Genomic DNA, 24,547 nt, shown 5'->3' with positions numbered 1-24,547 from the left:
GCCTCGAGGCCTGTTGAAACGGAATACGCGCCTGGCACGGCAGCCCTAGATTGCGCCCTGCGCGCGCAAGGCTTCGATCTGCGCGGGCGACAGGCCCAGCCGCCCGCCCAGCACGCTGTCGGTGTGCTCGCCGAGCAACGGCGGGCGCTCCAGCCGCGGATCGTCGAAACCGTCGAACTTGAACGGCACCGGCACGGCACCGAAGCGGCCAATGGACGGATGGTCGTAGCTGGCCACCATGCCGCGCGCCAGCACGTGTTCGTTATGCAGGATCTCTTCCACGTCCAGGATCGGGCCGGCCGGCACGCCACGCGCATCGCAACGGCGGCACAGTTCGTCGCGGGTCAGCCGCGCGGCGGCGGCCGACAGGCCGGCCATGACTTCTTCGCGGCGCGCCACGCGCACGGCGTTCTTCGCCAAATCCGGGTCATCGGCCCATTGCGGCAATTCCAGCGCTTCGCACAGCGGCTTCCAGTGCTGGTCGCTGCCGGTGATCTGGACCCAGCGGCCATCGCCGCATTCGAACGCGGCGGACGGCACCCGCCCCGGGTGCTCGGTGCCCAGACGCGGCGGCACTTCGCCCAGCGCGAAATAGCGCGCGGCGGCCAGCGACAGCAGGCCCACCTGGCCATCGAGCATCGAGAAATCGATATGGCAACCCTGGCCCGAACGGGCTCGTCCCACCAGCGCCGACAGGATGCCGATGGCGGCCCACAGGCCCGACGTCAGGTCGCTGACCGGCAGCCCTGGCTTGACCGGACCGCCGCCGCGTTCGCCCGTCAGACTCATGATGCCGCCCATGGCCTGGAACACGGTGTCATAGCCCTTGCGCGGCGCGTACGGGCCGGTCATGCCGAAGCCGGTGCACGAGAAATAGATCAGGCCGGGGTTGTCGGGCGCAATATGGTCGCGGTCCAGGCCGTACTTCGCCAGCGTGCCCACGGGAAAATTCTCGACCACGACGTCGCAGGTCTGCGCCAGGCGCCGGATCACGGCCTGGCCTTCGGGATGGCGAAAATTCACCGTGACCGACTGCTTGCTGCGGTTGAAGGCCAGGTAGTAGGCCGATTCCGATCCGCCTTCGCCCTGCACTTTCGGTTCGAAGCTGCGCGTTTCGTCGCCGCCGCCGGGTTGCTCGACCTTGATCACATCCGCGCCCAGCTCGGCCAGGATCATCGACGCAAACGGGCAGGCCAGCACGCGCGACAGGTCCAGGATGGTGACCCCTTCCAGCGGCCTCATCGCACCGCTCCCTGGCGAAAGCCCCGCATGATGACATTGGCGTCGCGGCCCACGCCCAGCGCCTCGGCCAGGCCCAGGTCGGCCGTGCGGTGGAATGCGCGCTTGGTCAGCCCCATGGCCGCCGGCTCCCAGCCGGCCAGGCGCTGCGCCATGGCCAGCGCCTGGTCCAGTACCTGCGCGGCGGGCGCGACACGGTTGGCGATGCCCAGCGCCAGGGCCCGGGCGCCGTCGATCGGTTCGGCCATCGCCACCAGTTCAAAGGCATGCTTGCGGCCCACCTGGCGCACCAGGTTGGCCATGACCACCGCGGCCACGATGCCGTGGCGCAACTCGGGATAGCCGAAGCGCACGTCGTCGGCCATCACCGTCAGGTCGCAGGCCAGCGCCAGGCCGGCGCCCCCGCCCAGCGCGTTGCCGTGCACCGCGCCCACCACCGGCGTGGCCATGCGCGAGAACACCAGGTGCAGGTCGGTAGTCAGATCGGCGCGGCGCAGCACCGCATCCGGTTGCTCCGGCGTCAGGGCCGAGAATTCCGTGGTGTCGGCGCCGGCGCAGAACGACTTGCCGTTGCCCGTCAGCACCACCGCCCGCACCGACGCGTCCTGGTCTGCCTGCCGCAGCGAGTCCAGCAGCGCCGTGGTCAATGCGGTGTTGAGCGCGTTGTGCTTTTCCGGGCGGTTCAACCGCAGCAGCCGGACGGCGCCCAGGTCTTCGATGATCAATTCCGACATCACGGATATCCTTTGCCAATGGCGACTTGCAAATTAATTGATTAAATCAACAATAAGGGTAAAAAAAGGCGCGCGCCTCGCGCTCAGCGCGGTTGTACGCCCCGGCCGCGGCGCGCGGGCACTTCCGCCTTGCACTCGTTCAGCATGTCCAGCGCGTGGCCCGTCAGCTTGTCCAGCATGCGTTCCATGGCGTCGCGCTCGGCCTGCGTCAGCACCGACAGCATGGCCTCGTTGCGTTCGACGGCCGCCGGGAACATCTCGTCGTACAGCGCCCGGCCCGCGCGCGTCAGATCCAGGCTGACGCCGCGCCCATCCTGGCTGTCGGCGCTGCGCTGGATCAGGCCGCGCTCGATCAATTCGGACACGGTGCGGCTGGCCTGGCTCTTGTCGATGTTGGCCTCCCGCGCCACGGTGTTCAGCGACATGTCCGGCGCCGCGCCAAGCAGCGCGATGATGCGCCATTCGCGCGGTCCCACGCCGTAGCGGCTTTCGTTCAGGCCCGCGGCGATGCGGCTGGACACATAGGCCAGGCGGTTCAGGCGATACGAGAACAGTTCCTTGAGCGCTTGCGGGGCGGGGCGCGCGGCGGTGGCAGGCTTGGATGCGGTTCGGGTGGCCATGGCGAAACTCGTCAAATGCAGGGGAATACGGGGCGCGCACGGGGTGCGCGTTGCTGCCCGCATGATATACAAATGCGGCGCGCGGCCATCACGCGGCCCTCGCTGCGGCGATCAGCGGATTGAACCCGCTTTGGGCCACCCGGCTGTGCAGTGCACGCCCCAGCACATCCTGGCAGTGCTGCGACACCGCCGGCAGCGCCTGCAGGTCCAGCCCCGTGCGCACGCCCATGGATTCGAACAGGTTGACCAGGTCTTCGGTGGCGACGTTGCCAGTATGGCCGCCGCCGTAGCGCACCTTGGCCGGATGGCCGCCGACCCCGCCGAAAGCGCAGTCGAAATACCTGACGCCCGCCTCGAGCGCGGCCACGTAATTGACCAGGCCGGTACCGCGCGTGTCGTGAAAGTGCGCCACCGGCGTCACCTCGGGCGTCTCGCGCGCCATGCGGCCATACAGCGCCCGCACCGAGGCCGGCGTGGCCATGCCAGTGGTGTCGCCCAGGGTCACGATGCCCACGCCCAGGGCCGCGAAACGGCGCACGTCCGCCATCACCGCGTCCGGATCGACGGCGCCTTCGAAGGGGCAGCCGAACGCCACCGAGATCGTGCCGATCAGGCGAAAGCGGCCATCGGCCAGCCGTGCCATTTCGGCAATGTTGTCCCATTGCGCGGCGCGGTCGCGCTTGAGGTTGCGCGCCGAATGCGACTCGCTGGCCGAGACCAGCAGGCTGATTTCGTTGGCGCCGATGCCGGCGTCCAGATCGATCAATGCGCGTTGCACCGCGCGGGCGTTGGCGCAGGTGGCCTTGTACCAGGCGCCATCCCGTCGCGGCAGCGCGGCCAGCAGCTCGGTCGCGTCGGCGAATTGCGGCACGACCTTGGGGTTGGAGTACGAGGTGGCTTCGACCCGCTCGAACCCCAGGGCGGCGAAGCGGTCGATGAGGCCCGCCTTGATGTCCGTGGCGATGAAGTCGGGTTCGTGCTGCAAGCCGTCACGCGCGAAACATTCGCACAGCACCACGTCGCGCGCGCTCATGATTGCGGCTCCAGCCCGAACAGCGCCACCGCGTGCGCGCGCAGCTTGTTCTTCTGCACCTTGGAACTGCCGGTCATGCCGATGTGCTCGAAGCTGTCCACGATCTCGACATAGCGCGGCACCTTGAAGTTGGCGCAGCGCGCCTTGCACCAGGCGGTCAGCTCGGCCGCGGTGCAGTCCTGCCCGTCCTTGAGCAGCACGAACGCGGCAGGCACTTCGCCCAGGCGCGCGTCCGGCACGCCCACCACCTGCGCCATGCGCACCGCCGGATGGCCGTGCAGGGTTTCTTCGACCTCGGCCGGTGCGACGTTTTCGCCGCCCACGCGGAACATGTCCTTCAGGCGGCCCACCATGCGCAGGCGGCCCGAAGCGTCCATCTCGCCCAGGTCGCCGGTGCTGAGCCAGCCGTCCGGGCCCAGCGCGCGCGCCGTGGCTTCGGGCATGTTGTAGTAGCCCTTCATCACGCTCCAGCCACGCGCCTGGATCTCGCCGGGCTCGCCCGCCGGCAGCGGCTGGCCGGTGCCGGGGTCCACCACCCGCACCTGCATGCCGGGATGCGGCAGCGCCCAGCCCATGGCACGCAGTTCGAACGGGTCGTCAAACGAAGACAGCGTGATGTTCGGCGACGCTTCGGACTGGCCATAGGCGTTGCAGATGCCGGGCACGCCCATCACGTCGCGGATTTTCTGCATGACCTGCGGTCCCGCCGCCGCCCAGCCGCCGCGCAGATGGATGCGGCGGCGGTCGAAATCCGGGTGACCCATCAACATCAGGAAGATGGTGTCGTTGCCGGACGTCAGCGTGCAGCGTTCTTCATCCAGCATGCGCAGCGCGTCAGCCACGTCGAACTTGGGCAGCGTGAGCAGGCAGCAGCCGGTCATCAGGCTGACCAGGATCGACAGCGTAGTGCCGGCCACGTGGAAGTACGGCCGGATGCTGAAGTAGCGGTCGTCAGGCCGCACGCCGATGCGCTGCGCCGCGGCCCAGGCGTTGGTCAACATGTTGGCGTGCGTCAGCATCACGCCTTTGGGAAACGAGGTCGTGCCGGAGGTGTACTGGATCAGCAGTACGTCGTCGGGGGTGACTGCACGCTGGCGGGCGGCGAGTTCGGTGTCGTCGGGGGGAGAGGCGACGTGGCCTGCCCCGGGATGGCCCGCCCCAGGATGACCTGCCCCGGGATGGCCCGCCCCAGGATGGCCTGCCCCGGGATGGCCCGCCCCAGGATGGCCTGCCCCAATGAACACCTCCCAGGGTTGGGCGCCGGGAGGGCAGCGCTCGCCCAGCACCACCACGCGCCGCAGCCGTGGCAGCCGCGTCCCGGGCAACGCGTTGTTCAGCGCCGGCTCGACCTGCGTCAGCAAATCCAGGAAATCGATGCCCAGGAACGTGTCCGCCGTCAGCAGCAGCGTCACGTCGGCCTGCTTCAGGCAGAACTCCAATTCATCGGTCTTGAAGCGCGTGTTGACCGGCACAGTCACGGCGCCAAGCATGGCGCAGGCGTAGAAGATCTGCACCCAGGTGCCGCCGTTGCCAAGCAGCACGCCCACGTGATCGCCACGGCGCACGCCGGCCGCCAACAAGGCGCGCGCAATGCGTTGCGCGCCGTCGTGCAGTTCGGCCCAGGTCAGGCGTTCGCCCGGCGCCACGAAGGCTTCCGCCGTGGCACGCTCGGCCACCTGGCGCGCCAGCGCCTGCGACAACGTCATCGGGGCGATCATGCTTGATCTCCTGCGCCGCCAAAACCGGCGATGGCCTGCTTCCAGTCGGTGCCGCGCAGGTTTTCCTCGATGGCCAGCAGTTCGATCGCCATCGCGCCTTCGCGCGTGGTCGCCAGGCCCTGGTCGATGCTGCGCTTGGTCAGCCGCACGGTCAGCGGCGCGGCGCGAGCGATAGCCGCAGCCATGGCGGCGGCTTCGCTGGCCAGCGCATCGGGTGCGTAGACGTGGTTGACCAGGCCAATATCGCGCGCTTCGGCCGCATCGAAACGACGGCCGGTAAACAGCAGTTCCTTCGCGAGGCGCGCGCCGGCAATGCGGGGCAGCCGCTGCGTCGCGCCCACCGTGCCCCAACCCACTTCGGGATAGCAGAACACCGCCTCGGACGAGGCCAGCACGAAGTCACACGCGCCGGCGATCTCGCAGCCCGAGCCGAACGCGGCGCCCTGCACCACGGCGATCACCGGCTGCGGCATGCGCTCGATGGCGCCATACGCGGCAAAGCCCTGCACGCGCCGCGCCGTCATCTCGGCGTTCGACATGGTCTTGCGCTCTTTCAGGTCGGCGCCGGCGCAAAAGGCGGAACCCGCCGCGTTGATCAGCACCACGTGCGCGGTCGGCTCGGCCGCCAGCCACTGCATGGCCTGCACCAATTCGGCACACATGAGGGAATTGAGCGCATTGCGGCTGTCGGGCCGGTTCAGCGTCACCGTGGCGACACGGTCCTGCACGTCCAGCAAGATCGTGTGGAAAGTCGGGGTCATGCCTCACTCCTGGATGTTCTAGGTATGGGGGCCGAACGCTGGGCATTGCCTGCCGCGTGGTCCGGCCGTGGCAGTCAATATAGGGCATATAGTTGATTAAATCCACTATTTTTGGCTCAGCCCACCCGATACCCCTTTTGCTCTTGGTCTGCACTGTTACCATTCCCGGACTCCCCCAGGGATATCACCCATGAAAGCCGCTCCCTTCATCACCCGAGTCGTTCTTCGCAACTACCGAGGCATCGGTCAGTGCGACGTCGCACTAGGCCCGCTGACGTATCTGGTCGGACCCAATGGCGCCGGCAAAAGCAATTTCGTCGACGCACTGCATCTGGTGACCGATGCGTTGAGCAGCTCGCTTGATCAAGCCCTGAGCCGGCGCGGCGGCCTCTCGGAAGTTCGCAGGCGGTCCAGCGGACATCCCACTCATTTTGGAATCCGCCTGGAATTCCGAATTGGAGATCAACACGGCCACTACGCTTTCAATGTGGGTGCGTTGAAGAATCGTGGCTTCGAGGTCCAAGCCGAAGAATGCAGCCTGGGCGGCGTCGGCAAGGGTCCGTTCTACCGCATCGAGCGCGGTGAAGTTGTGCAAAGCAGCGAAACGACGTTGCCTGCTTTCACGAAAGATCGCCTGGCGTTGGTGGCACTTTCCGGATTGAGCGATTTCAGACCCATTTACGACGCACTCACCAGCATGGGCTTCTACAATTTGAATCCCAAAATGATGCGTGATTTGCAGAAGCCGCAAGAAGGCCGTCTGCTCAAGCCCGAGGGCGAGAACATCGCAAGCGTCATCGGACACCTCGAAAAAGTGAATCCTGGCGCCATCGAAACCATCTCCGAATACCTTCAGACCGTCGTGCCCACCGTCCATGAAGTGACCAGGGTGCAAGTCGGTCCGATGGAAACCTTGGAATTCCGTCAAGACGTGCCAGGCGCCAAAGATCCTTGGCGTTTCTCCGCCCACAACATGTCAGACGGCACACTTCGCGCGTTGGGCGTTCTAACGGCCCTGTTTCAAACCAACCAGGATTTCGCGCCGACCCTGATCGGCATCGAAGAGCCGGAAACCACACTGCACCCCGCGGCCAGCGCGGCGCTGCGGGAGGCGCTCGAACGCGCCACGCAGAATACGCAGGTCATCGTTACCAGCCATAGTCCCGATCTGCTGGATGACGCTTCCATCCGAGACGATCAAATCCTGGCCATTGTGTCCGACGAAGGCGAAACCAAACTTGCCCCGATCGATATGGCATCCCGCGAAGCCATACGCCAGCATCTGTTTTCAGCTGGAGAACTTCTCAAGCTCGGTCAATTGGCCCCTGATCCTGCCGCCCTGCGTGACCAAGCCGCCCACCAAGCCCAGCTGTTTGACGGCGGCAATCCATGACCCGTGTGGCGTGCATCGTCGAAGGCCACGGTGAAGTCGTCTCGCTACCCATCCTGCTGCGAAGGATCGGGAACTGGCGCAACCCGGACGCCTACATCGAGGTATGCCCACCCATCCGAGTCCATCGCGACAGATTTTTGCGCCGTGAAGAAGAATTCCAGCGGCACCTGCTCTTCGCCGCGGCCAAATGTGGCGACGATGGCTGGGTCATGGTCTTGCTGGACGCCGATGACGATTGCCCCGCCGAACTGGGTGCCAGCGTCCTCGCCCGTGCCCGTGCGGTACTGCCTCACCGCCCCGTCTCCGTCATACTGGCAAATCGGGAATACGAGGCGTGGTTCATCGGCGCAGCCGCTTCGCTGAATGGGGAACGTTCATTGAAGATCACAGCCGCCGATCTACACATTGACGCGGAAGCGCCGAGAAATGCCAAAGGATGGTTGCGGGAACGAATGGGCAATCAGGTCTATGGCGAGACGACAGATCAGCCTGCGTTCTCCGCCAAGATGAATTTGCCGCAAGCCTTGGAACGATGCCGATCCTTCCGCAAGCTGTGCGACGAATGGGACAGGCAGATGGGCTCGCGCCCAGACGTAAGGTCTGATGCCGAATGATAGAATGCGCCTCTCAGCATTTCAGGCATAAAGAATAAATTCTTTATTTTCAATGCCTTGCCCGTCTCGCCGTAGTTAAATGGATATAACCGGCCCCTCCTAAGGGTCAATTGGTGGTTCGATTCCACCCGGCGAGGCCACCCTTCCCCCGGCCTAGACTGCGCCCCCCCGCAGCCCCGCCCCTGGCGTTATCCCGCCCCCTGCATCGCCAACCCCAAGAAAATTCAGCCCTTTCAGCAAGATGAGGGTTAATCCGGGCTACGCTCACGCGCCGCGCGACGGTAGCTTCTCGGGACGCCGTTGGTGACAAATTGATCATCCGTCAATATGTCCCCGGTATTTTTTTAGGCGATGATAGCGAATCGTCTTGCGCGCAACTTGAAATTGCTGTTTAAATTCTACGCGTAAGCCTCTAATTCATCTGGACTTTTCCTCGCGCACCGCAAGCCCGGACCGGGAAATAATTCTTCACAGACTGACAAGCCTGCTCAAACCATGGCATTTAACTGGAAACGTGCGATTGCGAACGCGATAGCGCCGGCGGCGCTGGCGATGTGCGCGCTCCTACCCTCCGCCGCGTTCGCCGCGAAAAACACCGACCCTTGCAAGACCAACGCCAAATCGGCGGCCTGCAAGGCGCAACAAGCCAAGAAGACTCCCGCCGCCAAAGCCGGCGCCGGCAAGCAAAGCGCAGGCAAGGCCGCGCCCAAGGCTGCCGCAGGCAAGCAGGCCGCGCCGAAGTCGGCCGCCGCCAAGGGCACGCCGAAGGCGGCCGCTGGCAAGCAGGCATCGGCCAAGGGCGCCCCCAAGCCGGCCGCCGGCAAGAAGGCCCCGCCCAAGGGCGGCAAGCAAGCCGTCGCAGCGCAAACCCCGGCCAAGAAGGGCGCCGCCGGCAAGAACGGCAAACCCAACAAACCCGCTCGCGGCCAGCGCAGCGCAGCCGCCGCATCGGCCGCCATGCCGCCGCCCGCCGTGTCGGTGCGCGCCGAAGCCGCCGCGCTGCGTTCCAGCACCGCCTACGTGCAGGACCTGGCCACGTCCACCGTGATCTTCGCCAAGAACGAAAACGTGGTGCGCCCCATCGCTTCCATTTCCAAGCTGATGACGGCCGTGGTGGTGGTGGACGCCAACCAGCCCATGGACGAAATGCTCGAGATCACCGACGAAGACGTCGATGGCCTGAAGCACACCACCTCGCGCCTGCGCGTGGGCACCAAGCTGTCGCGCGGCGACATGCTGCACCTGGCGCTGATGTCCTCTGAAAACCGCGCCGCCAATGCGCTGGGCCGTCACTACCCCGGCGGCCTGCCCGCCTTCGTGACCGCCATGAACGCCAAGGCGCAGTCGCTGGGCATGACCAGCACGCACTTCATCGAGCCCACCGGCCTGTCCAGCAACAACGTGTCGTCGCCGCACGACCTGGCCCGCCTGCTGCGCGCCGCCTCGCAACGCCCGCTGATCCACCGCTACTCCACCGATACCGAGTACGACGTCGAGATCAACAACCGCACGCAGACGTTCCGCAACACCAACCTGCTGGTGCGCAAGCCCGATTGGGACATCAAGGTCTCCAAGACCGGCTACATCAACGAAGCCGGCGAATGCCTGGTGATGCTGGCCCGCATCAACGGCCGCGACCTGGCGATCGTGCTGCTGGATTCGCAGGGCAAGCTCTCGCGCATTGGCGATGCCGTGCGCATCCGCCGCATCGTGCAAAGCGAAGTGGCCATGGCCTCGGCCCAGCCTGGCGGTTGATGCCTGCGGCAAACGCCCACGAAAAAGCCCGATCCTGGATCGGGCTTTTTTTCGCCTGCGCCGCCCTGCCCTGACGGCACGCCTGCCGCTGCGCCGGGGCGTAGGGCCTGCCTGCCGTGACAAGGCCGACTAGGCCGCCACGGGCCGTTTCTGGCGCAGGGGCTGCGGGTCGTACAGCGACGTCGGCAGGCCTTCGAGCACGGCTTGCGCATTGAGCGAGCGAATCGGCACGCCCGTATCGGCGGGAATGCGGCCTTCGGCTTGCAGCAACTGATAGCGCAGGCAGCAGACGCGCAGGAACGAGGTGAAGTTGGCCGCCTCGCCGCGGTACTCGACCAGTTCGTCGTACAGGCGTTCGATCAGCTGAGTGACCCGCATGCCGTCGCGCGCCGAGATTTCTTCCAGCACCTGCCAGAACAGTTGTTCGAGCCGCAGGCTGGTGGCCACGCCATGCAGGCGCAGGGAACGGGTTTCGGGCGCGTAGGACTGTTCGCTCGCGCGGATGAAGATTTCACACATGGGCGCTCCTGGTGCGGGGACGGGGCTGCGGTCCACTGTACGACGACAGGCTCGGGCGCGGCAAGTTGCGGCATCCCCTGGGGAACCCAGGCGCCATTCTGAAACGACACGTTTCGACGGGCCTCGCATCCGGACACGGTTGATATAAATCAAGGTCTCGGACGCGTGCCCATCCGAGCATGGTGAAACTGATCTGACTTCGGAGGTAGTGATGGAAAAAACGATGAAGGCCGCAGTTGCACGAGCATTCGGCAAACCCCTGGAAATCGAAGAAGTCGCGGTGCCTCGCCCCCGGGCCGGCGAGCTCCTGGTAAAGATTGAAGCCTGCGGCGTGTGCCATACGGACCTGCACGCGGTCGAGGGCGACTGGCCCGTCAAACCCAACCCGCCGTTCATTCCCGGCCACGAAGGCGTGGGCCACGTGGTGGCCGTGGGCGAAGGCGTGACCCATGTGAAGGAAGGCGATCGCGTCGGCATCCCCTGGCTGTATTCCGCCTGCGGCCATTGCGAACACTGCCTGGGCGGCTGGGAAACCTTGTGTGAACAACAGCAGAATGCGGGCTACTCCGTCAACGGCGGCTTTGCCGAGTACGCGCTGGCGGCGGCCGACTATGTGGGACTGCTGCCCAAGAACGTGGGCTTTGTCGACATCGCCCCGGTGCTGTGCGCCGGCGTCACCGTCTACAAGGGCCTGAAGATGACGGATACCCGCCCGGGCAACTGGGTGGTCATTTCCGGCATCGGCGGCCTGGGCCATATGGCGGTGCAATATGCGCGTGCCATGGGGCTGAACGTGGCAGCGGTGGACATCGACGACGACAAGCTCGCCTTTGCCAGGCGGCTGGGCGCCGAGGTCACCGTCAACGCGAAGACCACCGATCCAGCGGCGTACCTGAAAAAGGAAATCGGCGGCGCTCATGGCGCGCTGATCACCGCGGTATCGCCCAAGGCCTTCGAGCAGGCGCTGGGCATGGTGCGGCGCGGCGGCACGGTGGCGCTGAACGGCTTGCCGCCCGGCGACTTCCCGCTGTCGATCTTCGACATGGTGCTCAATGGGGTGACGGTGCGCGGTTCGATCGTGGGTTCGCGCCTGGATCTGCAGGAATCGCTGCAGTTTGCCGAGGAAGGCAAGGTGCACGCCACCGTGGCCACCGAAAAGCTGGAAAACATCAACAGCGTGTTCGACCGGATGCGCCGCGGCCAGATCGAAGGCCGCATCGTGCTGGACTTCGCGTAGCAAAAAAAAGCGCCTGCCTCACGGCAGGCGCTGGTTCATGACCGATGCGCTCAGTGCGTGATCTTGGTGCCCAGCACGGCCAGGAACTGCGACAGCCACGCCGGGTGTGCGGGCCAGGCCGGCGCCGTGACCAGGTGACCATCGGTATAGGCCTGGTCGATGCCGATCTCGGCATACGTGCCGCCGGCCAGGCGCACTTCGGGCGCGCACGCCGGATAGGCCGAGCAGGTGCGGCCCTTCAGAATGCCGGCGGCGGCCAGCAGCTGGGCGCCGTGGCACACGGCGGCGATGGGCTTTTTGGCCTGGTCGAAGGCGCGCACGATGTCCAGCACCTTTTCGTTCAGACGCAGGTATTCCGGAGCGCGGCCGCCGGGGATCACCAGGCCGTCGTAGGAACCCGCCTCGACGCGATCGAAGTCGTAGTTCAGCGCGAAATTGTGACCGCGCTTTTCGCTGTAGGTCTGCGCGCCTTCGAAGTCATGGATGGCGGTGGCGATGCTTTCGCCGGACTTCTTGCCCGGGCAGACGGCGTGCACCGTGTGCCCCACGGCCAGCAGCGTCTGGAACGGCACCATGGTTTCGTAGTCTTCGGCGTAGTCGCCGACCAGCATCAATAGTCTCTTGCTCATGCTTGTCTCCTGGGATGGGGGCTGGGCCGGTTCAGGCGCCCAAGGCTGGGCGGCCGGTTCTTGATGTTCTTTGGCCATTGTGCCCCCGGCGCCCTGCGCAAGGGTGGTAACGGGATACCACGCTTGGAGCGAACCGGGGCGCTGCCGGTCGACCGACGAAGCGCCCCTATTCCAGCGCCACCGTCACCGGCTTGGCACCCAGCAGGCTGACCAGCACATTGGGGTCGATCCCCACCAGGTAGCCGCGGCGCCCGCCGTTGATGTAGACGACCGGGTATTGCAGCACGTCGGCCTCGACCCACACCGGCATCTTCTTGCGCGTGCCAAAGGGGGACGTGCCGCCCACCTGGTAGCCCGAGTGGCGCTGCGCGACCTCGGGTTTGCAGGGCTCGACCTTTTTCAGGCCGGCCTGGCGCGCCAGGTTCTTGGTGGAAACCTCGCGATCGCCGTGCATGACCACGATCAGGGGCTTGGCCGACTCGTCTTCCATCACCAGCGTCTTGACCACCGCATGCGGGTCCAGCCCCAGCTGGCGCGCCGCCTCGCCGGCGCCGCCATGATCGACGTAGTCGTAGGTGTGCTCGGTGTAGGCCACCCTGTGCTGCTTGAGGAACTGGGTGGCGGGCGTTTCGGAAACGTGGCGGGCTTTACTCATGGGGATTGCGTTTGGAATAGGACGATAAGGCGACGACCCGGCGTCAGCCCCGTGGATGATGCGCGGCGTGCAGCGCCTTCAGGCGTTCGCGCGCCACGTGGGTGTAGATCTGCGTGGTGGAAATATCCGCGTGGCCCAGCAGCATCTGCACCACGCGCAGATCGGCGCCGTGGTTCAAGAGGTGCGTGGCAAAGGCATGGCGCAACACGTGCGGCGACAGCGGCGCGTTCACGCCGGCCAGCAGCGCGTATTTCTTCACCAGCTGCCAGAACGCCTGACGCGACATGGCTTCAGCGCGACCGGTGATGAACAGCGCATCGCTGACGCGGCCGGCGGCCAGTTCGGGGCGCGCGGTCTTCAGGTATTGGTCGATCCAGTGGGCGGCCTCGGCGCCCAGCGGCACCAGGCGGTCCTTGCCGCCCTTGCCCAGCACCACGCGCACCACGCCCTCGTTCAGGCTGACATCCAGCGCCCGCACGCCCACCAGTTCGGACACGCGCAGGCCGGTGGCGTACAGCGTTTCGAGCATGGCGCGGTCGCGCAGGCCGCGCGGCTGGCCCAGGTCGGGCGCGCGCAGCAACGCATCCACCTGCTGCTCGGACAACGTCTTGGGCAGGCGCGGCGGCTGCTTGGCAGCCACCAGCGTCAGGCAGGGATCGCCCGGCGCGCGGTGCTCGCGCAGCGCCCACGCATAGAAGCGCCGCAGGGCCGCCAGGCGCCGATTGGCGGTGGTGGCGCGGGTTTCCTCGTGGCGAAAGGCGAACCAGGCTTCGATGTCGCCCTTGTCCGCCTCGGCCAGGGGCTTGGCGGGGCCGGCCGGCAAGGCATGGGGGGACGCCGCGTCGCCGTAGCGATCGGCCATCTCGCGGGCATAGGCCTCGGGGTCTTCCAGCCAGCGCGCGAAACCCGTCAGGTCGCGGCGGTAGGCGGCCAGGGTATTGGCGGACAGGCCGTCTTCCAGCCAGACGGCGTCGATGAAGGCGTCGATGTCGGGCTGGGAAGCTAGCGATGGGCGGGGTTCTGGCATGGCAAGGACTGAAAAAATTGGTCCCATTCTACGGCGGCGTCAGCGGCCGGCCACCGCCGCGGCGGCCGACTTGAGCCAGACTTCGAACAGCTTGAGCGCGTCCGATCGTTCGCTGCGCAGCGGATAACCAAAGTAATAGCCCTGGCTGACCGTCAAGGCCTGCGGCACCGGCATGGCCAGCGTGCCCTGGTTCAGCGCCGGCTGGGCCAGGAAGCGCGGCATCAGGCCCACGCCCAGGCCGGCCTGCACCGCGGCCATCACCATGGTGAACAGCTCGTAGCGCGGGCCGCCGGCGGCCTGGGGGCCGTACAGGTAGTTGTGCGCGCCATACCACTGGCGCCAGGCGTCGGGGCGCGAGCTCAGGTGCAGGTGCGTCATGCCGGCCAGCGCGCTGGCGCCGGCCTCGGTCACCCTGGCCGCCAGCGCCGGGGCACACACCGGCACCAGTTCGCGCTCGGGAAACAGCAGCACGCCCTGGGTGCCAGGCCACAGCGTATCGCCGTGGTACAGCGCACCGTCGAACGGCTGGTCCTTGAACTGGAAGGGCAAGGTGCGCACCGACAGGCTGACGGTGATGTCCGGCTGTTCGCGCTGGAAATCGGCCAGCCGCGGGATCAGCCAGGTGGTGGCCAGCGTGGGCACGACGGCGATGTGGATACTGCGGCCCATGCCGGTGCGGCTGACCAGGCCGAAGGTGTCTTTCTCGATCTGGTCCAGGTGGTGACGGATACGGCCGGCGTATTCCGCGCCATGGTCGGTCAGCACGATGCGCCGCCGCACGCGGGTGAACAACTGCACCCCCAGGCGCGATTCCAGGCTGGCCACCTGTCGATGGATGGCGCTGTGGGTCAGGGACAATTCTTCGGCCGCCCGCGAAAAGCTGCCCAGGCGGGCGGATGCCTCGAAGGCCTGCAACGCGCTCAGGTTGGGAATGCCGTTTCTCATGGAGCGGGAACCGCGTGGAAAAAAACCGAAAAACCCGGGAAAACCCGCAGCCCGCTTATCGCGGCGCAGCATCGGGGGTCGTGCCGGGGGGTCACTAGATTGTGCAATTTTATCAATTGCGTTGTGCGATCAAGGAACATTATGCTCGGGAGTCCCAACCTCGGCTTACTACGTCCCCCACCATGTCCCAGCTAGATTCCCGCCTTGGCGGCCATATCCTGGTAGACCAACTGGTCGCCCAGGGCGTCAAACACGTCTTCTGCGTTCCCGGCGAGAGCTACCTGGCGGTGCTGGACGGCCTGCACGATGCCGACATCAAGGTCACGGTGTGCCGCCAGGAAGGCGGCGCGGCCATGATGGCCGACGCGCACGGCAAGCTCACCGGCGAACCCGGCATCTGCATGGTCACCCGCGGCCCGGGCGCGTCCAACGCGCTGGCCGGCGTGCACATCGCCAAGCAGGACTCCACCCCCTTGATCCTGTTCGTCGGCCAGATCGAACGCGGCATGCGCGAACGCGAAGCCTTCCAGGAAATGGACTACCGCGCCGTCTTCGGCACGCAGGCCAAGTGGGTCACCGAAATCGACCAGGTCGAACGCATTCCCGAACTGATCTCGCGCGCCTTCCACGTGGCCACCTCGGGCCGCCCCGGCCCCGTCGTGATCGCGCTGCCCGAAGACATGCTGGTCGAAGCCGCCAAGGTGGCCGACGCGCCGCGCTACGAAGTCATCGACGCCGCCCCCACGGCCGGCCAACTGGCCGACCTGCAACAACTGCTGGCGCAGGCCCGCAACCCGGTCGCCATTCTGGGCGGCACCCGCTGGGATGCGCGCGCGGTGCAGCAGTTTGCCGATTTCGCGCAGCGCCATGCGCTGCCCACGGCCGTGTCGTTCCGACGTCAGATGCTGTTCCCGGCCGACCACCCCTGCTTCATCGGCGACGTCGGCCTGGGCATCAACCCGGCGCTGCAGAAGCGCGTGGCCGACGCCGACCTGGTGCTGCTGGTGGGCGGGCGCATGTCCGAAAACCCCAGCCAGGCCTACACGCTGTTCGACATCCCCGTGCCCAAGCAGAAGCTCGTGCATGTGCATCCGGATGCCGGCGAACTGGCGCGCGTCTATCGCCCCACGCTGGCCATCAACACGTCCCCCGCGGCCTTCGCAGACGCGCTGGCCGGACTGAAGGCGCCCGCCCAGCCCGCCTGGGCCGAAGGCACGCAGGCCATGCGCGAGTCGTACCTGAAATGGAGCGACCCGGCCGCCGTCACCACGCCGGGCGTTTTGCAGATGGGCCAGGTCATGGCCTACCTGGAAAAGACGCTGCCGGCCGACGCCATCATGACCAACGGCGCAGGCAACTACGCCACCTGGCTGCATCGCTTTCACCGCTACACGCGCTACGGCACGCAGTTGGCCCCCACCTCGGGCTCGATGGGCTACGGCCTGCCCGCGGCCGTGGGCGCCAAGCGCGTCTGGCCCGACAAGACCGTGGTCTGCTTTGCCGGCGACGGCTGCTTCCTGATGCACGGCCAGGAATTCGCCACGGCGGTGCAGTACGACCTGCCCATCATCGTGGTGCTGGTCGACAACGGCATGTACGGCACCATCCGCATGCACCAGGAAAAGCACTACCCCGGCCGCATTTCCGCGACCGAGCTGAAGAACCCGGACTTCGCCGACTACGCCCGCGCCTTTGGCGGTCACGGCGAACGCGTCGAGACCAACGAGCAGTTCGGCCCGGCGTTCGAACGCGCCCTGGCCAGCGGCAAGCCGGCGATCCTGCACTGCTTCATCGACCCGCAGGCCATCACGCCGTCCACCACGCTGGACAAGATCCGCGACGCCGCGCTCAAGGCCCAGCACTGATCCCCCGACCGCCAGCCAGGCCACGAGCGGCGCGCAGGCGCGCGTCGCGCAAACCCCGGCTTGCCGCCCGAATTATTTTAGGTTTAAACTTTCCAGATTCCGAAAACGGAAATCCATAGCGGAGACCCAGCATGTCCTCGAATCCTTCCTTCCATTGGCAAGACCCCCTGTTGCTGGACCAGCAGCTCACCGAAGAAGAACGCATGGTGCGCGATGCCGCCCAGGCCTATTCGCAGGACAAGCTGGCCCCGCGCGTGCTGAACGCCTTCCGCAACGAAAAGACCGATCCGGAAATCTTCTCCGAAATGGGTGAACTGGGCCTTCTGGGCGCCACCATCCCCGCCGAATACGGCGGCGCCGGCCTGAACTACGTCAGCTACGGCCTGATCGCCCGCGAAGTCGAACGCATCGACTCGGGCTACCGCTCGATGATGAGCGTGCAGTCGTCGCTGGTGATGGTGCCCATCAACGAATTCGGCAGCGAAGCGCAAAAGCAGAAGTACCTGCCCAAGCTGGCGCGCGGCGAATGGATCGGCTGCTTCGGCCTGACCGAACCGAACCACGGTTCCGACCCCGGCAACATGGAAACGCGCGCGGTCAAGACCGCCGACGGCTACAAGCTGTCCGGCAACAAGATGTGGATCACCAACTCGCCCATCGCCGACGTGTTCGTGGTGTGGGCCAAGTGCGTGGGCGGTGAGTTCGACGGCAAGATTCGCGGCTTCATCCTGGACAAGGGCACCAAGGGCCTGTCGGCCCCCGCCATTCACGGCAAGGTCGGCCTGCGCGCCTCGATCACCGGCGAAATCGTCATGGACGAAGTGGAAGTGTCCGCCGACCAGATGATGCCCGGCGTGTCCGGCCTGAAGGGTCCGTTCACCTGCCTGAACTCCGCCCGCTACGGCATCGCCTGGGGCGCTGTCGGCGCCGCCGAGGCCTGCTGGCACACCGCTCGCCAGTACACGCTGGACCGCAAGCAGTTCGGCCGCCCCCTGGCCGCCAACCAGCTGATCCAGAAGAAGCTGGCCGACATGCAGACCGAAATCACGCTGGCGCTGCAAGGCTGCCTGCGCCTGGGCCGCATGAAGGACGAAGGCACCGCCGCCGTCGAGATCACCTCGATCATGAAGCGCAATTCCTGCGGCAAGGCCCTGGACATCGCGCGCCTGGCCCGCGACATGCTGGGTGGCAACGGCATCTCCGACGAATTCGGCGTGGCCCGCCACCTGGTGAACCTGGAAGTGGTCAACACCTACGAAGGCACGCACGACGTGCACGCCCTGATCCTGGGCCGTGCGCAGACCGGCATCCAGGCGTTCTATTGATCGCCTGCGCAATGCCTTGGCAGGCGCGGGGTCAGCGATGACCGCCCCGTTTGCCTGAGCCGGCAAGCCGCCCCATGGGCGGCTTTTTTCATGCGCTCGATCCACTGGCCGTGCGTTACGTAGGGTAATCAGGCACTAGCCGAGGCACTTGCCTTGCCGTACGCTTTGCGGCAATGGCCTGGCGCCGGCCCGCCCGACCCCGACTTTCCCATCACGACCAGGAGTCGCGCATGCTCGGCAGTTCCCCTCTCCGCCTGTGGGCCGGCGTGGCCATCGCTTTTGCGGGCCACGGCGCCTTTGCCGCCACCACCCTGACCATGACCACCGAATACCCGGCCACCTCGATGCCCGGGCAAGGCGTGTCCACCTTTGCCGAGCTGGTACGTGGCAAGAGCGGCGGCCAGGTGCTCATCGACGCCAGTTTCGATGCCGCGCGCGGCATCAAGTCCGGCGACATGATCGATGCCGTGCAAGCACGCAAGGTCGATGCCGGCGACGCCTTTGCCGGCGCCCTGGCGGCGAAGTACCCGCTGTTCGGCGTGTCGTCGCTGCCCTTCCTGGCCGACTCGCTGAGCAAGGCGCGCGCCTTGAACAAGTCCGCCCGCCCCGCCTATGAAAAGCTGCTGGCCGCGCACGGCCAGAAGCTGCTCTACACCACGCCCTGGCCGGCCTCGGGCATCTGGTCCAAAGAGAAAGTGGACAGCGTGGCGGCGCTGAAGGCGCTGAGCATCCGTACGTACGACACCACGTCGCAGGACGTGATGCAGAAGGCGGGCGCGCGGGCCCAGAACATTTCGTTCGCCGACGCCATGCCGCGCATCGCCTCGGGCGAGGTCAACGCGGTGCTGTCGTCAGGCGACGGCGGCGCGGGCCGCAAGCTGTGGGAACACCTGCCGCGCTTTGCCGAGATCAACTACGCCATGCCGGTATCGGTGGCTACGATGAACCTGCAGGCCTACCAGGCGCTGGATGCGAAGTCGCGCCGCGCCATCGACCAGGCCGCCGCCCAGACCGAGGCCGAGCAATGGAAGCGCATTGAAGGCAGGCTGCAGCAGAACTACGCGAACATGCGCAAGAACGGCGTGACGATCGATACGGCGGTGCCGATGCCGGTGAGGAAGGCGTTGAAGGATGCGGCGGCGGATTCGGTGAAGCAGTGGGAGGCTGCGGCGGGGCCGGACGGGGTGAATATCCTGAAGGCGATGCGGCGGCCGTGAGGCGATAAGGCGGCCGTCGGCGATAAGGCGTCAGGCGTATTCCCAGCTGAAACCCGCCTCGACATCCATGTTCAGCCCATCGACCGTCCACCATAAACCGGGGGGAACCTGCATGGTGAATCCACATCGCATGTCTACGTATCCACCTGGGATGGTTTCATAGTGAGAGGTAACCACCCCGGTGGAATTGGGGGCATTGTTGAGATACCCGGCAACAACGAGAGTTCCGGCAGCGGTCCCGATGAAGCGCGATCCCACCATGATGGGACGACCCGTCGTGTTCTGATACCACGTACGCAATACCGTGGTGCGCTGCCGCAGCGTTTGCCCGGCGCCGAATACCTGGCTCTTCAATTGTTGAATCGCAGACTGCGCCTGGGCAAGGTCGGAGGCCAGTTGCGCCACATCCAACGCGCCCACGTTACTCACGACGCCGAACAGCTTGACCACCCAACAACCGGTGGCATTCAACGGACGGGTCTCAGTCGCCGTACGCGCACCCAGCGAATTGTCGAATCTCAACGTATCACCATAGAACTCAAGGGAGTACGGCGGCGAGGATCGAAACACCCGATCCCCTTGCGCACTTTTCGAGAATGGGCCGGTGCCCGGGCCGGAAATCACGCCATAGGTAAAGGCTTGTTCCCCCGTCACCAATTGCATCGCATCGCGCTGGATCACCCCGGAAGTACCCGCCGACAACGCCCCATCGCCTCGCAACACGACTGCCCCCAGCGCCGCGGCCGACTTACCATTCAGGTCAGGCAGGCGCAGCGTGGTCGTGCCGTCACCGGTCGTGTAGCTGGCCCGAACCGAGGCATCGTTTTGCCAAGTCGCCTCTGGCACCACCGGGAATTTACCCGCCTGCACGCTCGCCCACATATCCGGATACGTCGCCCGATTGATCACCTGCCCGTCCAGCGGTGCCCAACCGGCGGGGATCGCCGTACGGCTCGGCCACCACGTCACGAAACCGAGCGGAATGCTGTCGATCGGCGGCAATTGCGTGACGGGTACGCGGCCATCGGCGGCCAACGTCGCCACGCCGCCGGGCTGCCCTTTTTCAGCAAGCGGCACGGCATCCTGCATCGCCGGCAATTGCGCAGCGGGCACACGGCCTTCGGCGTCCAGCGTCGGCACGCCGCCGGGTCGGCCCTTGTCGGCGGCAGGTATCAACGCGGGTAACTGGCCCGCCACGATCCGACCGTCCGCCGCCAAGGTGGCAACGCCGTTCGGCTGTGCCTTTTCAGCGGCGGGAATCAGGTCGGGCAATTGCACCGGCGCGATCTTGCCGTCTGCGGCCAGCGTGGCGACGCCGCCAGGCTGGCCCTTTTGCGCCAACGGCACGGCCGGTTCCGTGATCGGCAGGAAATCGACCGGCACGCGGCTGCCTTCGTCCAGGGGCGCGACACCGCCCGGCGCCGCTTTCTGTGCCAGCGGAATGGCGGGTTCCGGCAGATGCGCGGCCGGCACCTTGCCGGCGGCGTCCAGCGGCGTCACGCCGCCGGACGCGCCTTTTTCCGTGGCGGCAATGGCAGCATCGGCCTTGCGCTGCGCGGCGGCCGCCGCGACTTCCACGGCATCGACGCCGCTACGGGTCTTGGTGAAGTTCTCGTTCACGACGACCATGGCGTCGCGCAAGGTATCGCCGGTCTGGTCGTTCGGCGCCTGGCCGACCTTGATGGGTTTGAGGATTTGCATGAGGGGCCCTTGAAGACAGAACGCGGCAGTGCCGCCGTATAAAAAAAGCCCACCGGCACAATGCGGGTGGGCGATACATGGCTGGGGCGATGCCGGATTCATTGGCCCCATGCAAAAAGCCCGCTCAGTGTCCTGGGCGGGCTTTCGGGATCAATGGACGCAATTCGCCCACGACGCAGTCATGTTAGGCGGCTAGCACTTTCCGCGGCAAGCGAACTGCGACATGGCGTGCGCGGATGACGGACGCGGTGTGCGAACCGTCCGACACCTCGGACGGAATCAGTCTCCGGACAAGTCGAACAGGCTGGTGGCGTCCAGTTCCAGCACGCCTTCATCGTGCTGGTTCAGCACCGTCCAGGCCCAGGTGATGATGCCCAGGTCGGGACGCGACGACGACGTGCGCACGCCCTGCACACGGGCCTCCAGCCGCAGTTGGTCGCCGGGACGCACCGGCGTGCGCCAGCGCACTTCGCCCAGCCCGGGCGAGCCGAAGGATTCGGAATCGTGCAGCGCCGAGTCCACCGCCATGCGCATGGCCAGCGCGCAGGTGTGCCAGCCGCTGGCGATGAGGCCGCCCCAGCGGCCTTCGGCGGCGCGCTGGACGTCGGTGTGGAACCATTGGGGATCGTACTTGCGGGCGAACTCGAGAATCTCGGCTTCGGTGATGGTGACAGGACCGGCCTTGATCAGCATGCCGTCCTTGAAATCGGCGAACTTCATGGGTGGACTTCCCCTCGTGATGCAAGCGGCGCGCCAAAGCAGGTCGGGCTTGCCGTGCCAGGCTTGCCCAGTCTTGCCGCGCCGGTTCCGAGTCGATGAATCTCGACGTCAGTAGGTTTCGAAGTGCAGCCGCCCCTCGCGGCGCAACACGTCATGCAGGATAGTCCAATCCTGCCCCGATTGCATCGTCACATCACGCAGCGCGTCCAGCACGCCGACTTCCATGCCCTTCAATCCGCACACGTAGATGCAGGTGTTGCGGTCCGCCAGCAAGCCCAGCACATCGGCGGCCCGCTCGCGGATCATGTCCTGCACATAGCGCTTGGGCTGGCCCGCTTCGCGCGACAGCGCCAGATTGATGTCGATGAAGTCGCGCGGCAGTTTCATCAGCGGGCCGAAGTACGGCAGCTCGCGCTCGGTGCGGGCGCCGAAGAACAGCATCAGCCGGCCGTTCTCGCCGGTATCGATGCGACGCCGATAGCGCTCGGTCATGGCGCGCATCGGCGCCGAACCGGTGCCCGTGCAGATCATGATGAGGTTGGCCCGCGGATGATTGGGCATCAGGAAGGTCTGGCCGAAAGGGCCGATGACTTGCACCGTATCGTGCTTGACCAGGTCGCAAAGGTAATTCGAACATACCCCGTGGGCAGCGTTGCCCTGATGGTCTTCGGTGACGCGTTTCACGGTCAGCGACAGGTTGTTGTAGCCGGCGCGTTCGCCATCGCGCGGGCTGGCCAGCGAATATTGGCGCGCGTGGTGCGGCCGGCCCTGCGCATCGACGCCCGGCGGCAGGATGCCGATCGACTGGCCTTCCAGCACCGGGAACGGCAGTTCGCCGAAGTCCAGCACGAGGTGGTGGATGTCGCTGTCGGTGTCCGCGCCGGTGACGCGGTAGTTGCCCACCACGGTCGCGGTGACGGGGGTCTTGTGGGTGTAGAGGTTGACATAGGGATGCGCCGCCGACCAGGGCGGCACGCTGGCGCCGGCCGCCGTGTAGGCGACGTTCGCGGGCGGCTCCGGTGCGGCGGCATTGGCCGGCGGCAAGACCGCCGCAGTAACCTCGGGCAGCGCTTGTTCGCGCGGTAGTTCATCCCAGCCCAGCTGGTCCGCCAGCGTGTAGGCCTGGGCGCGCACGACCAGGCGCCAGTTGTCGATGGACCCGGTCGGGCACGGTGGCACACAGGCCATGCAACCGTTGCAGATGTCGGGGTCGACCACGTAGTTGTTGCTGTCGTGCGTGATCGCGTCGACCGGACAGGTTTCTTCGCAGGTATTGCAGCGGATGCAGATCTCGGGATCGATGAGATGCTGCTTCAGGACATCTACGGGCAGGGCTGCGTTCATCGCGGTCATCCCAATACGCACCGCGGCGGCGCCGCGCGCCGCCGCCGGGCCTCAGTTGAAACGGACGTACTCGAAATTCACCGGCTGGCGGTTCACGCCCATGACTGGCGGCGCGATCCAGTTGGCGAACTTGCCCGGCTCGGTGACGCGGCCCATCAACGAGGCCACGAATTCGCGGTCTTCGGGCGTGGGCAGCCACTGGTGCCGGTGGGCCTGCCACTGCGCTTCGGACAGCACCTCGCCTTCGGGCGACATGCGGATGCCGGCCAGCGTGCCGATCTGGCGGTTGAAGGCCTTGTGCGGCACTTGCAGGCGAAACGCAATGCCGCTTTTTTCGATGACTTTGTTCCAGCGGCCGATACCGGCGACCGAGTCGCGGATGAAGTCGTCGCGCAGCACTTCGTTCAGGGCATTGAGCATCGGCACCTCGGCTTCGCCAAGCTTGCCGTTGTTGACCGTCAGCACGCGGTAGGTGTCGTTCTTGAGCTGGTGGTCATCGGTGCGTTTGCTTTCTTCGTAGCGCCCCTTCAGGCCCGAGCCGTAGAAGATGGCGGCGTTGGACGATTGGTCGGCGCCGAACAGGTCGATGGTGACGCTGTAGTGGAAATTCAGGTAGCGCTGGATAGTGGGCAGGTCGATCACGCCGGCCGCGCGCACGCTGGCCGGGTCGTCGGTCTTCAACTGGTTCATCACTTCGCAGGTGCGCTGGATGACGCGCGAGATGCCGGATTCGCCCACGAACATGTGGTGGGCTTCTTCGGTGAGCATGAACTTGGTGGTGCGGGCCAGTGGGTCGAAACTGGATTCAGCCAGCGCGCACAGTTGGAACTTGCCGTCGCGGTCGGTGAAATAGGTGAACATGTAAAACGCCAGCCAGTCGGGCGTCTTTTCATTGAAGGCGCCCAGGATGCGCGGGTTGTCCGAATCGCCCGACGTGCGTTGCAGCAGTGCGTCGGCCTCTTCGCGGCCATCACGGCCGAAGTAACGGTGCAGCAGGTACACCATGGCCCACAGGTGGCGGCCTTCTTCGACGTTGATCTGGAACAGGTTGCGCAGGTCGTATTGCGACGGCGCGGTCAGGCCCAGGTGGCGCTGCTGTTCGATCGACGCAGGCTCAGTGTCGCCCTGCGTGACGATGATGCGGCGCAGGTTGGCGCGGTGTTCGCCAGGCACGTCCTGCCACACGTCGCGGCCGATGTTTTCACCGAAGTGGATCTTGCGCTGGCCGTCCTGCGGCGCCAGGAATATGCCCCAGCGGTAATCCGGCATGCGCACGTGGTTGAAATGCGCCCAGCCGTCGGGTTCGACGCTGACGGCGGTGCGCAGGTACACGTCGAAGCCATGCGAGCCGTCCGGCCCCATGTCCTGCCACCATTGCAGGTAGTTCGGCTGCCAGTGTTCCAGCGCGCGTTGCAGCGTGCGGTCGCCGGACAGGTTGACGTTATTGGGGATCTTGTCGGTGTAGTTGATGCCTGACATTGTCTCGCTCCTGGTTC

22 protein-coding genes and 1 tRNA gene are annotated in these 24,547 nt (G+C 66.0%); 8 read left to right on the top strand and 15 right to left on the bottom strand.

The features are described 5' to 3' along the window. Positions 1-45 precede the first annotated feature (45 nt). From AC3WMR_RS17165 to AC3WMR_RS17140, 6 genes are all read right to left on the bottom strand, one after another. Complete coding sequence (locus tag AC3WMR_RS17165; protein WP_492264058.1) at positions 46-1,242, bottom strand: CaiB/BaiF CoA transferase family protein; 1,197 nt, start codon at positions 1,240-1,242, stop codon at positions 46-48. Beyond that, on the bottom strand, positions 1,239-1,973 hold the full coding sequence (locus AC3WMR_RS17160; RefSeq protein ID WP_492264059.1) for an enoyl-CoA hydratase/isomerase family protein: 735 nt from the start codon (positions 1,971-1,973) through the stop codon (positions 1,239-1,241). The genes AC3WMR_RS17165 and AC3WMR_RS17160 overlap by 4 nt, the downstream gene beginning before the upstream one ends. A gap of 83 nt (positions 1,974-2,056) precedes the next feature. Beyond that, a complete protein-coding gene (locus tag AC3WMR_RS17155) occupies positions 2,057-2,593 on the bottom strand; it encodes a MarR family winged helix-turn-helix transcriptional regulator (protein WP_492264060.1) in 537 nt (178 codons plus the stop codon). A gap of 88 nt (positions 2,594-2,681) precedes the next feature. Continuing rightward, positions 2,682-3,626, bottom strand: coding sequence for a hydroxymethylglutaryl-CoA lyase (locus AC3WMR_RS17150; protein WP_492264061.1), 945 nt, complete (start codon positions 3,624-3,626; stop codon positions 2,682-2,684). Continuing rightward, on the bottom strand, positions 3,623-5,344 hold the full coding sequence (locus AC3WMR_RS17145; RefSeq protein ID WP_492264062.1) for an AMP-binding protein: 1,722 nt from the start codon (positions 5,342-5,344) through the stop codon (positions 3,623-3,625). The genes AC3WMR_RS17150 and AC3WMR_RS17145 overlap by 4 nt, the downstream gene beginning before the upstream one ends. After that, complete coding sequence (locus AC3WMR_RS17140; protein WP_492264063.1) at positions 5,341-6,105, bottom strand: enoyl-CoA hydratase/isomerase family protein; 765 nt, start codon at positions 6,103-6,105, stop codon at positions 5,341-5,343. The genes AC3WMR_RS17145 and AC3WMR_RS17140 overlap by 4 nt, the downstream gene beginning before the upstream one ends. 190 nt (positions 6,106-6,295) lie before the next feature. Here AC3WMR_RS17140 and AC3WMR_RS17135 point away from each other — a divergent pair, with 190 nt between their 5' ends. The 4 genes from AC3WMR_RS17135 (at position 6,296) to pbpG (ending at position 9,867) form a co-directional block, all read left to right on the top strand. Then, positions 6,296-7,498: an AAA family ATPase gene (locus AC3WMR_RS17135; protein WP_492264064.1), complete on the top strand. Its 1,203-nt coding sequence runs from the start codon at positions 6,296-6,298 to the stop codon at positions 7,496-7,498. After that, a complete protein-coding gene (locus AC3WMR_RS17130) occupies positions 7,495-8,112 on the top strand; it encodes a DUF4276 family protein (RefSeq protein WP_492264065.1) in 618 nt (205 codons plus the stop codon). The genes AC3WMR_RS17135 and AC3WMR_RS17130 overlap by 4 nt, the downstream gene beginning before the upstream one ends. 65 nt (positions 8,113-8,177) lie before the next feature. Next, positions 8,178-8,252: transfer RNA gene (locus AC3WMR_RS17125), tRNA-Arg, on the top strand. A gap of 355 nt (positions 8,253-8,607) precedes the next feature. After that, the gene (pbpG, locus tag AC3WMR_RS17120; protein ID WP_492264066.1) at positions 8,608-9,867 is read left to right on the top strand and encodes a D-alanyl-D-alanine endopeptidase; all 1,260 of its coding nucleotides are present in this window, start codon (positions 8,608-8,610) and stop codon (positions 9,865-9,867) included. Positions 9,868-9,996: 129 nt separating this feature from the next. On the opposite strand, the gene AC3WMR_RS17115 is transcribed toward pbpG, so the two are convergent. Next, positions 9,997-10,386: a ribbon-helix-helix domain-containing protein gene (locus AC3WMR_RS17115; RefSeq protein WP_492264067.1), complete on the bottom strand. Its 390-nt coding sequence runs from the start codon at positions 10,384-10,386 to the stop codon at positions 9,997-9,999. A 211-nt stretch (positions 10,387-10,597) separates the two neighbouring features. On the opposite strand from AC3WMR_RS17115, the gene adhP reads away from it, so the two are divergent. After that, positions 10,598-11,623 carry an alcohol dehydrogenase AdhP gene (gene adhP / locus AC3WMR_RS17110; protein WP_492264068.1) on the top strand — a complete coding sequence of 342 codons (1,026 nt, stop codon included), beginning with the start codon at positions 10,598-10,600 and terminating at the stop codon, positions 11,621-11,623. A gap of 50 nt (positions 11,624-11,673) precedes the next feature. Here adhP and AC3WMR_RS17105 read toward each other — a convergent pair whose 3' ends face one another. The 4 genes from AC3WMR_RS17105 to AC3WMR_RS17090 all read right to left on the bottom strand — a co-directional run bounded on the left by AC3WMR_RS17105 (position 11,674) and on the right by AC3WMR_RS17090 (position 14,879). Continuing rightward, complete coding sequence (locus tag AC3WMR_RS17105; RefSeq protein WP_025137430.1) at positions 11,674-12,252, bottom strand: DJ-1/PfpI family protein; 579 nt, start codon at positions 12,250-12,252, stop codon at positions 11,674-11,676. A 166-nt stretch (positions 12,253-12,418) separates the two neighbouring features. Beyond that, positions 12,419-12,907: a Cys-tRNA(Pro) deacylase gene (gene ybaK / locus AC3WMR_RS17100; protein ID WP_492264069.1), complete on the bottom strand. Its 489-nt coding sequence runs from the start codon at positions 12,905-12,907 to the stop codon at positions 12,419-12,421. Between the two features lie 43 nt (positions 12,908-12,950). Further along, a complete protein-coding gene (gene xerD / locus AC3WMR_RS17095) occupies positions 12,951-13,934 on the bottom strand; it encodes a site-specific tyrosine recombinase XerD (protein WP_492264070.1) in 984 nt (327 codons plus the stop codon). Between the two features lie 39 nt (positions 13,935-13,973). Continuing rightward, positions 13,974-14,879, bottom strand: coding sequence for a LysR substrate-binding domain-containing protein (locus AC3WMR_RS17090; RefSeq protein ID WP_492264071.1), 906 nt, complete (start codon positions 14,877-14,879; stop codon positions 13,974-13,976). A 182-nt stretch (positions 14,880-15,061) separates the two neighbouring features. Between AC3WMR_RS17090 and AC3WMR_RS17085 the strand changes: the two genes are divergently transcribed. From AC3WMR_RS17085 to AC3WMR_RS17075, 3 genes are all read left to right on the top strand, one after another. Continuing rightward, complete coding sequence (locus AC3WMR_RS17085; protein ID WP_492264072.1) at positions 15,062-16,744, top strand: thiamine pyrophosphate-binding protein; 1,683 nt, start codon at positions 15,062-15,064, stop codon at positions 16,742-16,744. 131 nt (positions 16,745-16,875) lie between these two features. After that, entirely contained in the window at positions 16,876-18,069 is a 1,194-nt protein-coding gene (locus tag AC3WMR_RS17080; protein ID WP_492264073.1) for an acyl-CoA dehydrogenase, read from the top strand. Positions 18,070-18,299: 230 nt separating this feature from the next. Further along, positions 18,300-19,286, top strand: a complete 987-nt coding sequence (locus AC3WMR_RS17075) for a TRAP transporter substrate-binding protein (protein ID WP_492264074.1) — start codon at positions 18,300-18,302, stop codon at positions 19,284-19,286. Positions 19,287-19,316: 30 nt separating this feature from the next. On the opposite strand, the gene AC3WMR_RS17070 is transcribed toward AC3WMR_RS17075, so the two are convergent. From AC3WMR_RS17070 to boxB, 4 genes are all read right to left on the bottom strand, one after another. Continuing rightward, positions 19,317-20,987 carry a phage tail protein gene (locus AC3WMR_RS17070; protein ID WP_492264075.1) on the bottom strand — a complete coding sequence of 557 codons (1,671 nt, stop codon included), beginning with the start codon at positions 20,985-20,987 and terminating at the stop codon, positions 19,317-19,319. A gap of 279 nt (positions 20,988-21,266) precedes the next feature. Continuing rightward, on the bottom strand, positions 21,267-21,707 hold the full coding sequence (locus tag AC3WMR_RS17065) for a MaoC family dehydratase (RefSeq protein WP_025137421.1): 441 nt from the start codon (positions 21,705-21,707) through the stop codon (positions 21,267-21,269). Between the two features lie 108 nt (positions 21,708-21,815). After that, positions 21,816-23,051 (bottom strand): benzoyl-CoA 2,3-epoxidase subunit BoxA, encoded by a 1,236-nt coding sequence (gene boxA, locus AC3WMR_RS17060; protein WP_492264076.1) that lies wholly within the window; start codon positions 23,049-23,051, stop codon positions 21,816-21,818. A gap of 51 nt (positions 23,052-23,102) precedes the next feature. Continuing rightward, positions 23,103-24,530: a benzoyl-CoA 2,3-epoxidase subunit BoxB gene (gene boxB / locus AC3WMR_RS17055; protein WP_492264077.1), complete on the bottom strand. Its 1,428-nt coding sequence runs from the start codon at positions 24,528-24,530 to the stop codon at positions 23,103-23,105. Positions 24,531-24,547: the final 17 nt, after the last annotated feature.

Source organism: Achromobacter sp. FW305-C-28 (assembly GCF_058783235.1).
This window is presented reverse-complemented; position numbering and strand designations above follow the sequence as displayed.

Coding starts and splice junctions, on each gene's coding strand:
- AC3WMR_RS17145 (WP_492264062.1), bottom strand. CDS start 5,344: ATGATCGCCCCGATGACGTTGTCGCAGGCGCTGGCGCGCCAGGTGGCC.
- AC3WMR_RS17080 (WP_492264073.1), top strand. CDS start 16,876: ATGTCCTCGAATCCTTCCTTCCATTGGCAAGACCCCCTGTTGCTGGAC.
- AC3WMR_RS17085 (WP_492264072.1), top strand. CDS start 15,062: ATGTCCCAGCTAGATTCCCGCCTTGGCGGCCATATCCTGGTAGACCAA.
- boxB (WP_492264077.1), bottom strand. CDS start 24,530: ATGTCAGGCATCAACTACACCGACAAGATCCCCAATAACGTCAACCTG.
- AC3WMR_RS17105 (WP_025137430.1), bottom strand. CDS start 12,252: ATGAGCAAGAGACTATTGATGCTGGTCGGCGACTACGCCGAAGACTAC.
- AC3WMR_RS17160 (WP_492264059.1), bottom strand. CDS start 1,973: ATGTCGGAATTGATCATCGAAGACCTGGGCGCCGTCCGGCTGCTGCGG.
- xerD (WP_492264070.1), bottom strand. CDS start 13,934: ATGCCAGAACCCCGCCCATCGCTAGCTTCCCAGCCCGACATCGACGCC.
- pbpG (WP_492264066.1), top strand. CDS start 8,608: ATGGCATTTAACTGGAAACGTGCGATTGCGAACGCGATAGCGCCGGCG.
- boxA (WP_492264076.1), bottom strand. CDS start 23,051: ATGAACGCAGCCCTGCCCGTAGATGTCCTGAAGCAGCATCTCATCGAT.
- AC3WMR_RS17130 (WP_492264065.1), top strand. CDS start 7,495: ATGACCCGTGTGGCGTGCATCGTCGAAGGCCACGGTGAAGTCGTCTCG.
- AC3WMR_RS17070 (WP_492264075.1), bottom strand. CDS start 20,987: ATGCAAATCCTCAAACCCATCAAGGTCGGCCAGGCGCCGAACGACCAG.
- ybaK (WP_492264069.1), bottom strand. CDS start 12,907: ATGAGTAAAGCCCGCCACGTTTCCGAAACGCCCGCCACCCAGTTCCTC.
- AC3WMR_RS17150 (WP_492264061.1), bottom strand. CDS start 3,626: ATGAGCGCGCGCGACGTGGTGCTGTGCGAATGTTTCGCGCGTGACGGC.
- AC3WMR_RS17155 (WP_492264060.1), bottom strand. CDS start 2,593: ATGGCCACCCGAACCGCATCCAAGCCTGCCACCGCCGCGCGCCCCGCC.
- AC3WMR_RS17065 (WP_025137421.1), bottom strand. CDS start 21,707: ATGAAGTTCGCCGATTTCAAGGACGGCATGCTGATCAAGGCCGGTCCT.
- AC3WMR_RS17135 (WP_492264064.1), top strand. CDS start 6,296: ATGAAAGCCGCTCCCTTCATCACCCGAGTCGTTCTTCGCAACTACCGA.
- AC3WMR_RS17115 (WP_492264067.1), bottom strand. CDS start 10,386: ATGTGTGAAATCTTCATCCGCGCGAGCGAACAGTCCTACGCGCCCGAA.
- adhP (WP_492264068.1), top strand. CDS start 10,598: ATGGAAAAAACGATGAAGGCCGCAGTTGCACGAGCATTCGGCAAACCC.
- AC3WMR_RS17090 (WP_492264071.1), bottom strand. CDS start 14,879: ATGAGAAACGGCATTCCCAACCTGAGCGCGTTGCAGGCCTTCGAGGCA.
- AC3WMR_RS17075 (WP_492264074.1), top strand. CDS start 18,300: ATGCTCGGCAGTTCCCCTCTCCGCCTGTGGGCCGGCGTGGCCATCGCT.
- AC3WMR_RS17140 (WP_492264063.1), bottom strand. CDS start 6,105: ATGACCCCGACTTTCCACACGATCTTGCTGGACGTGCAGGACCGTGTC.
- AC3WMR_RS17165 (WP_492264058.1), bottom strand. CDS start 1,242: ATGAGGCCGCTGGAAGGGGTCACCATCCTGGACCTGTCGCGCGTGCTG.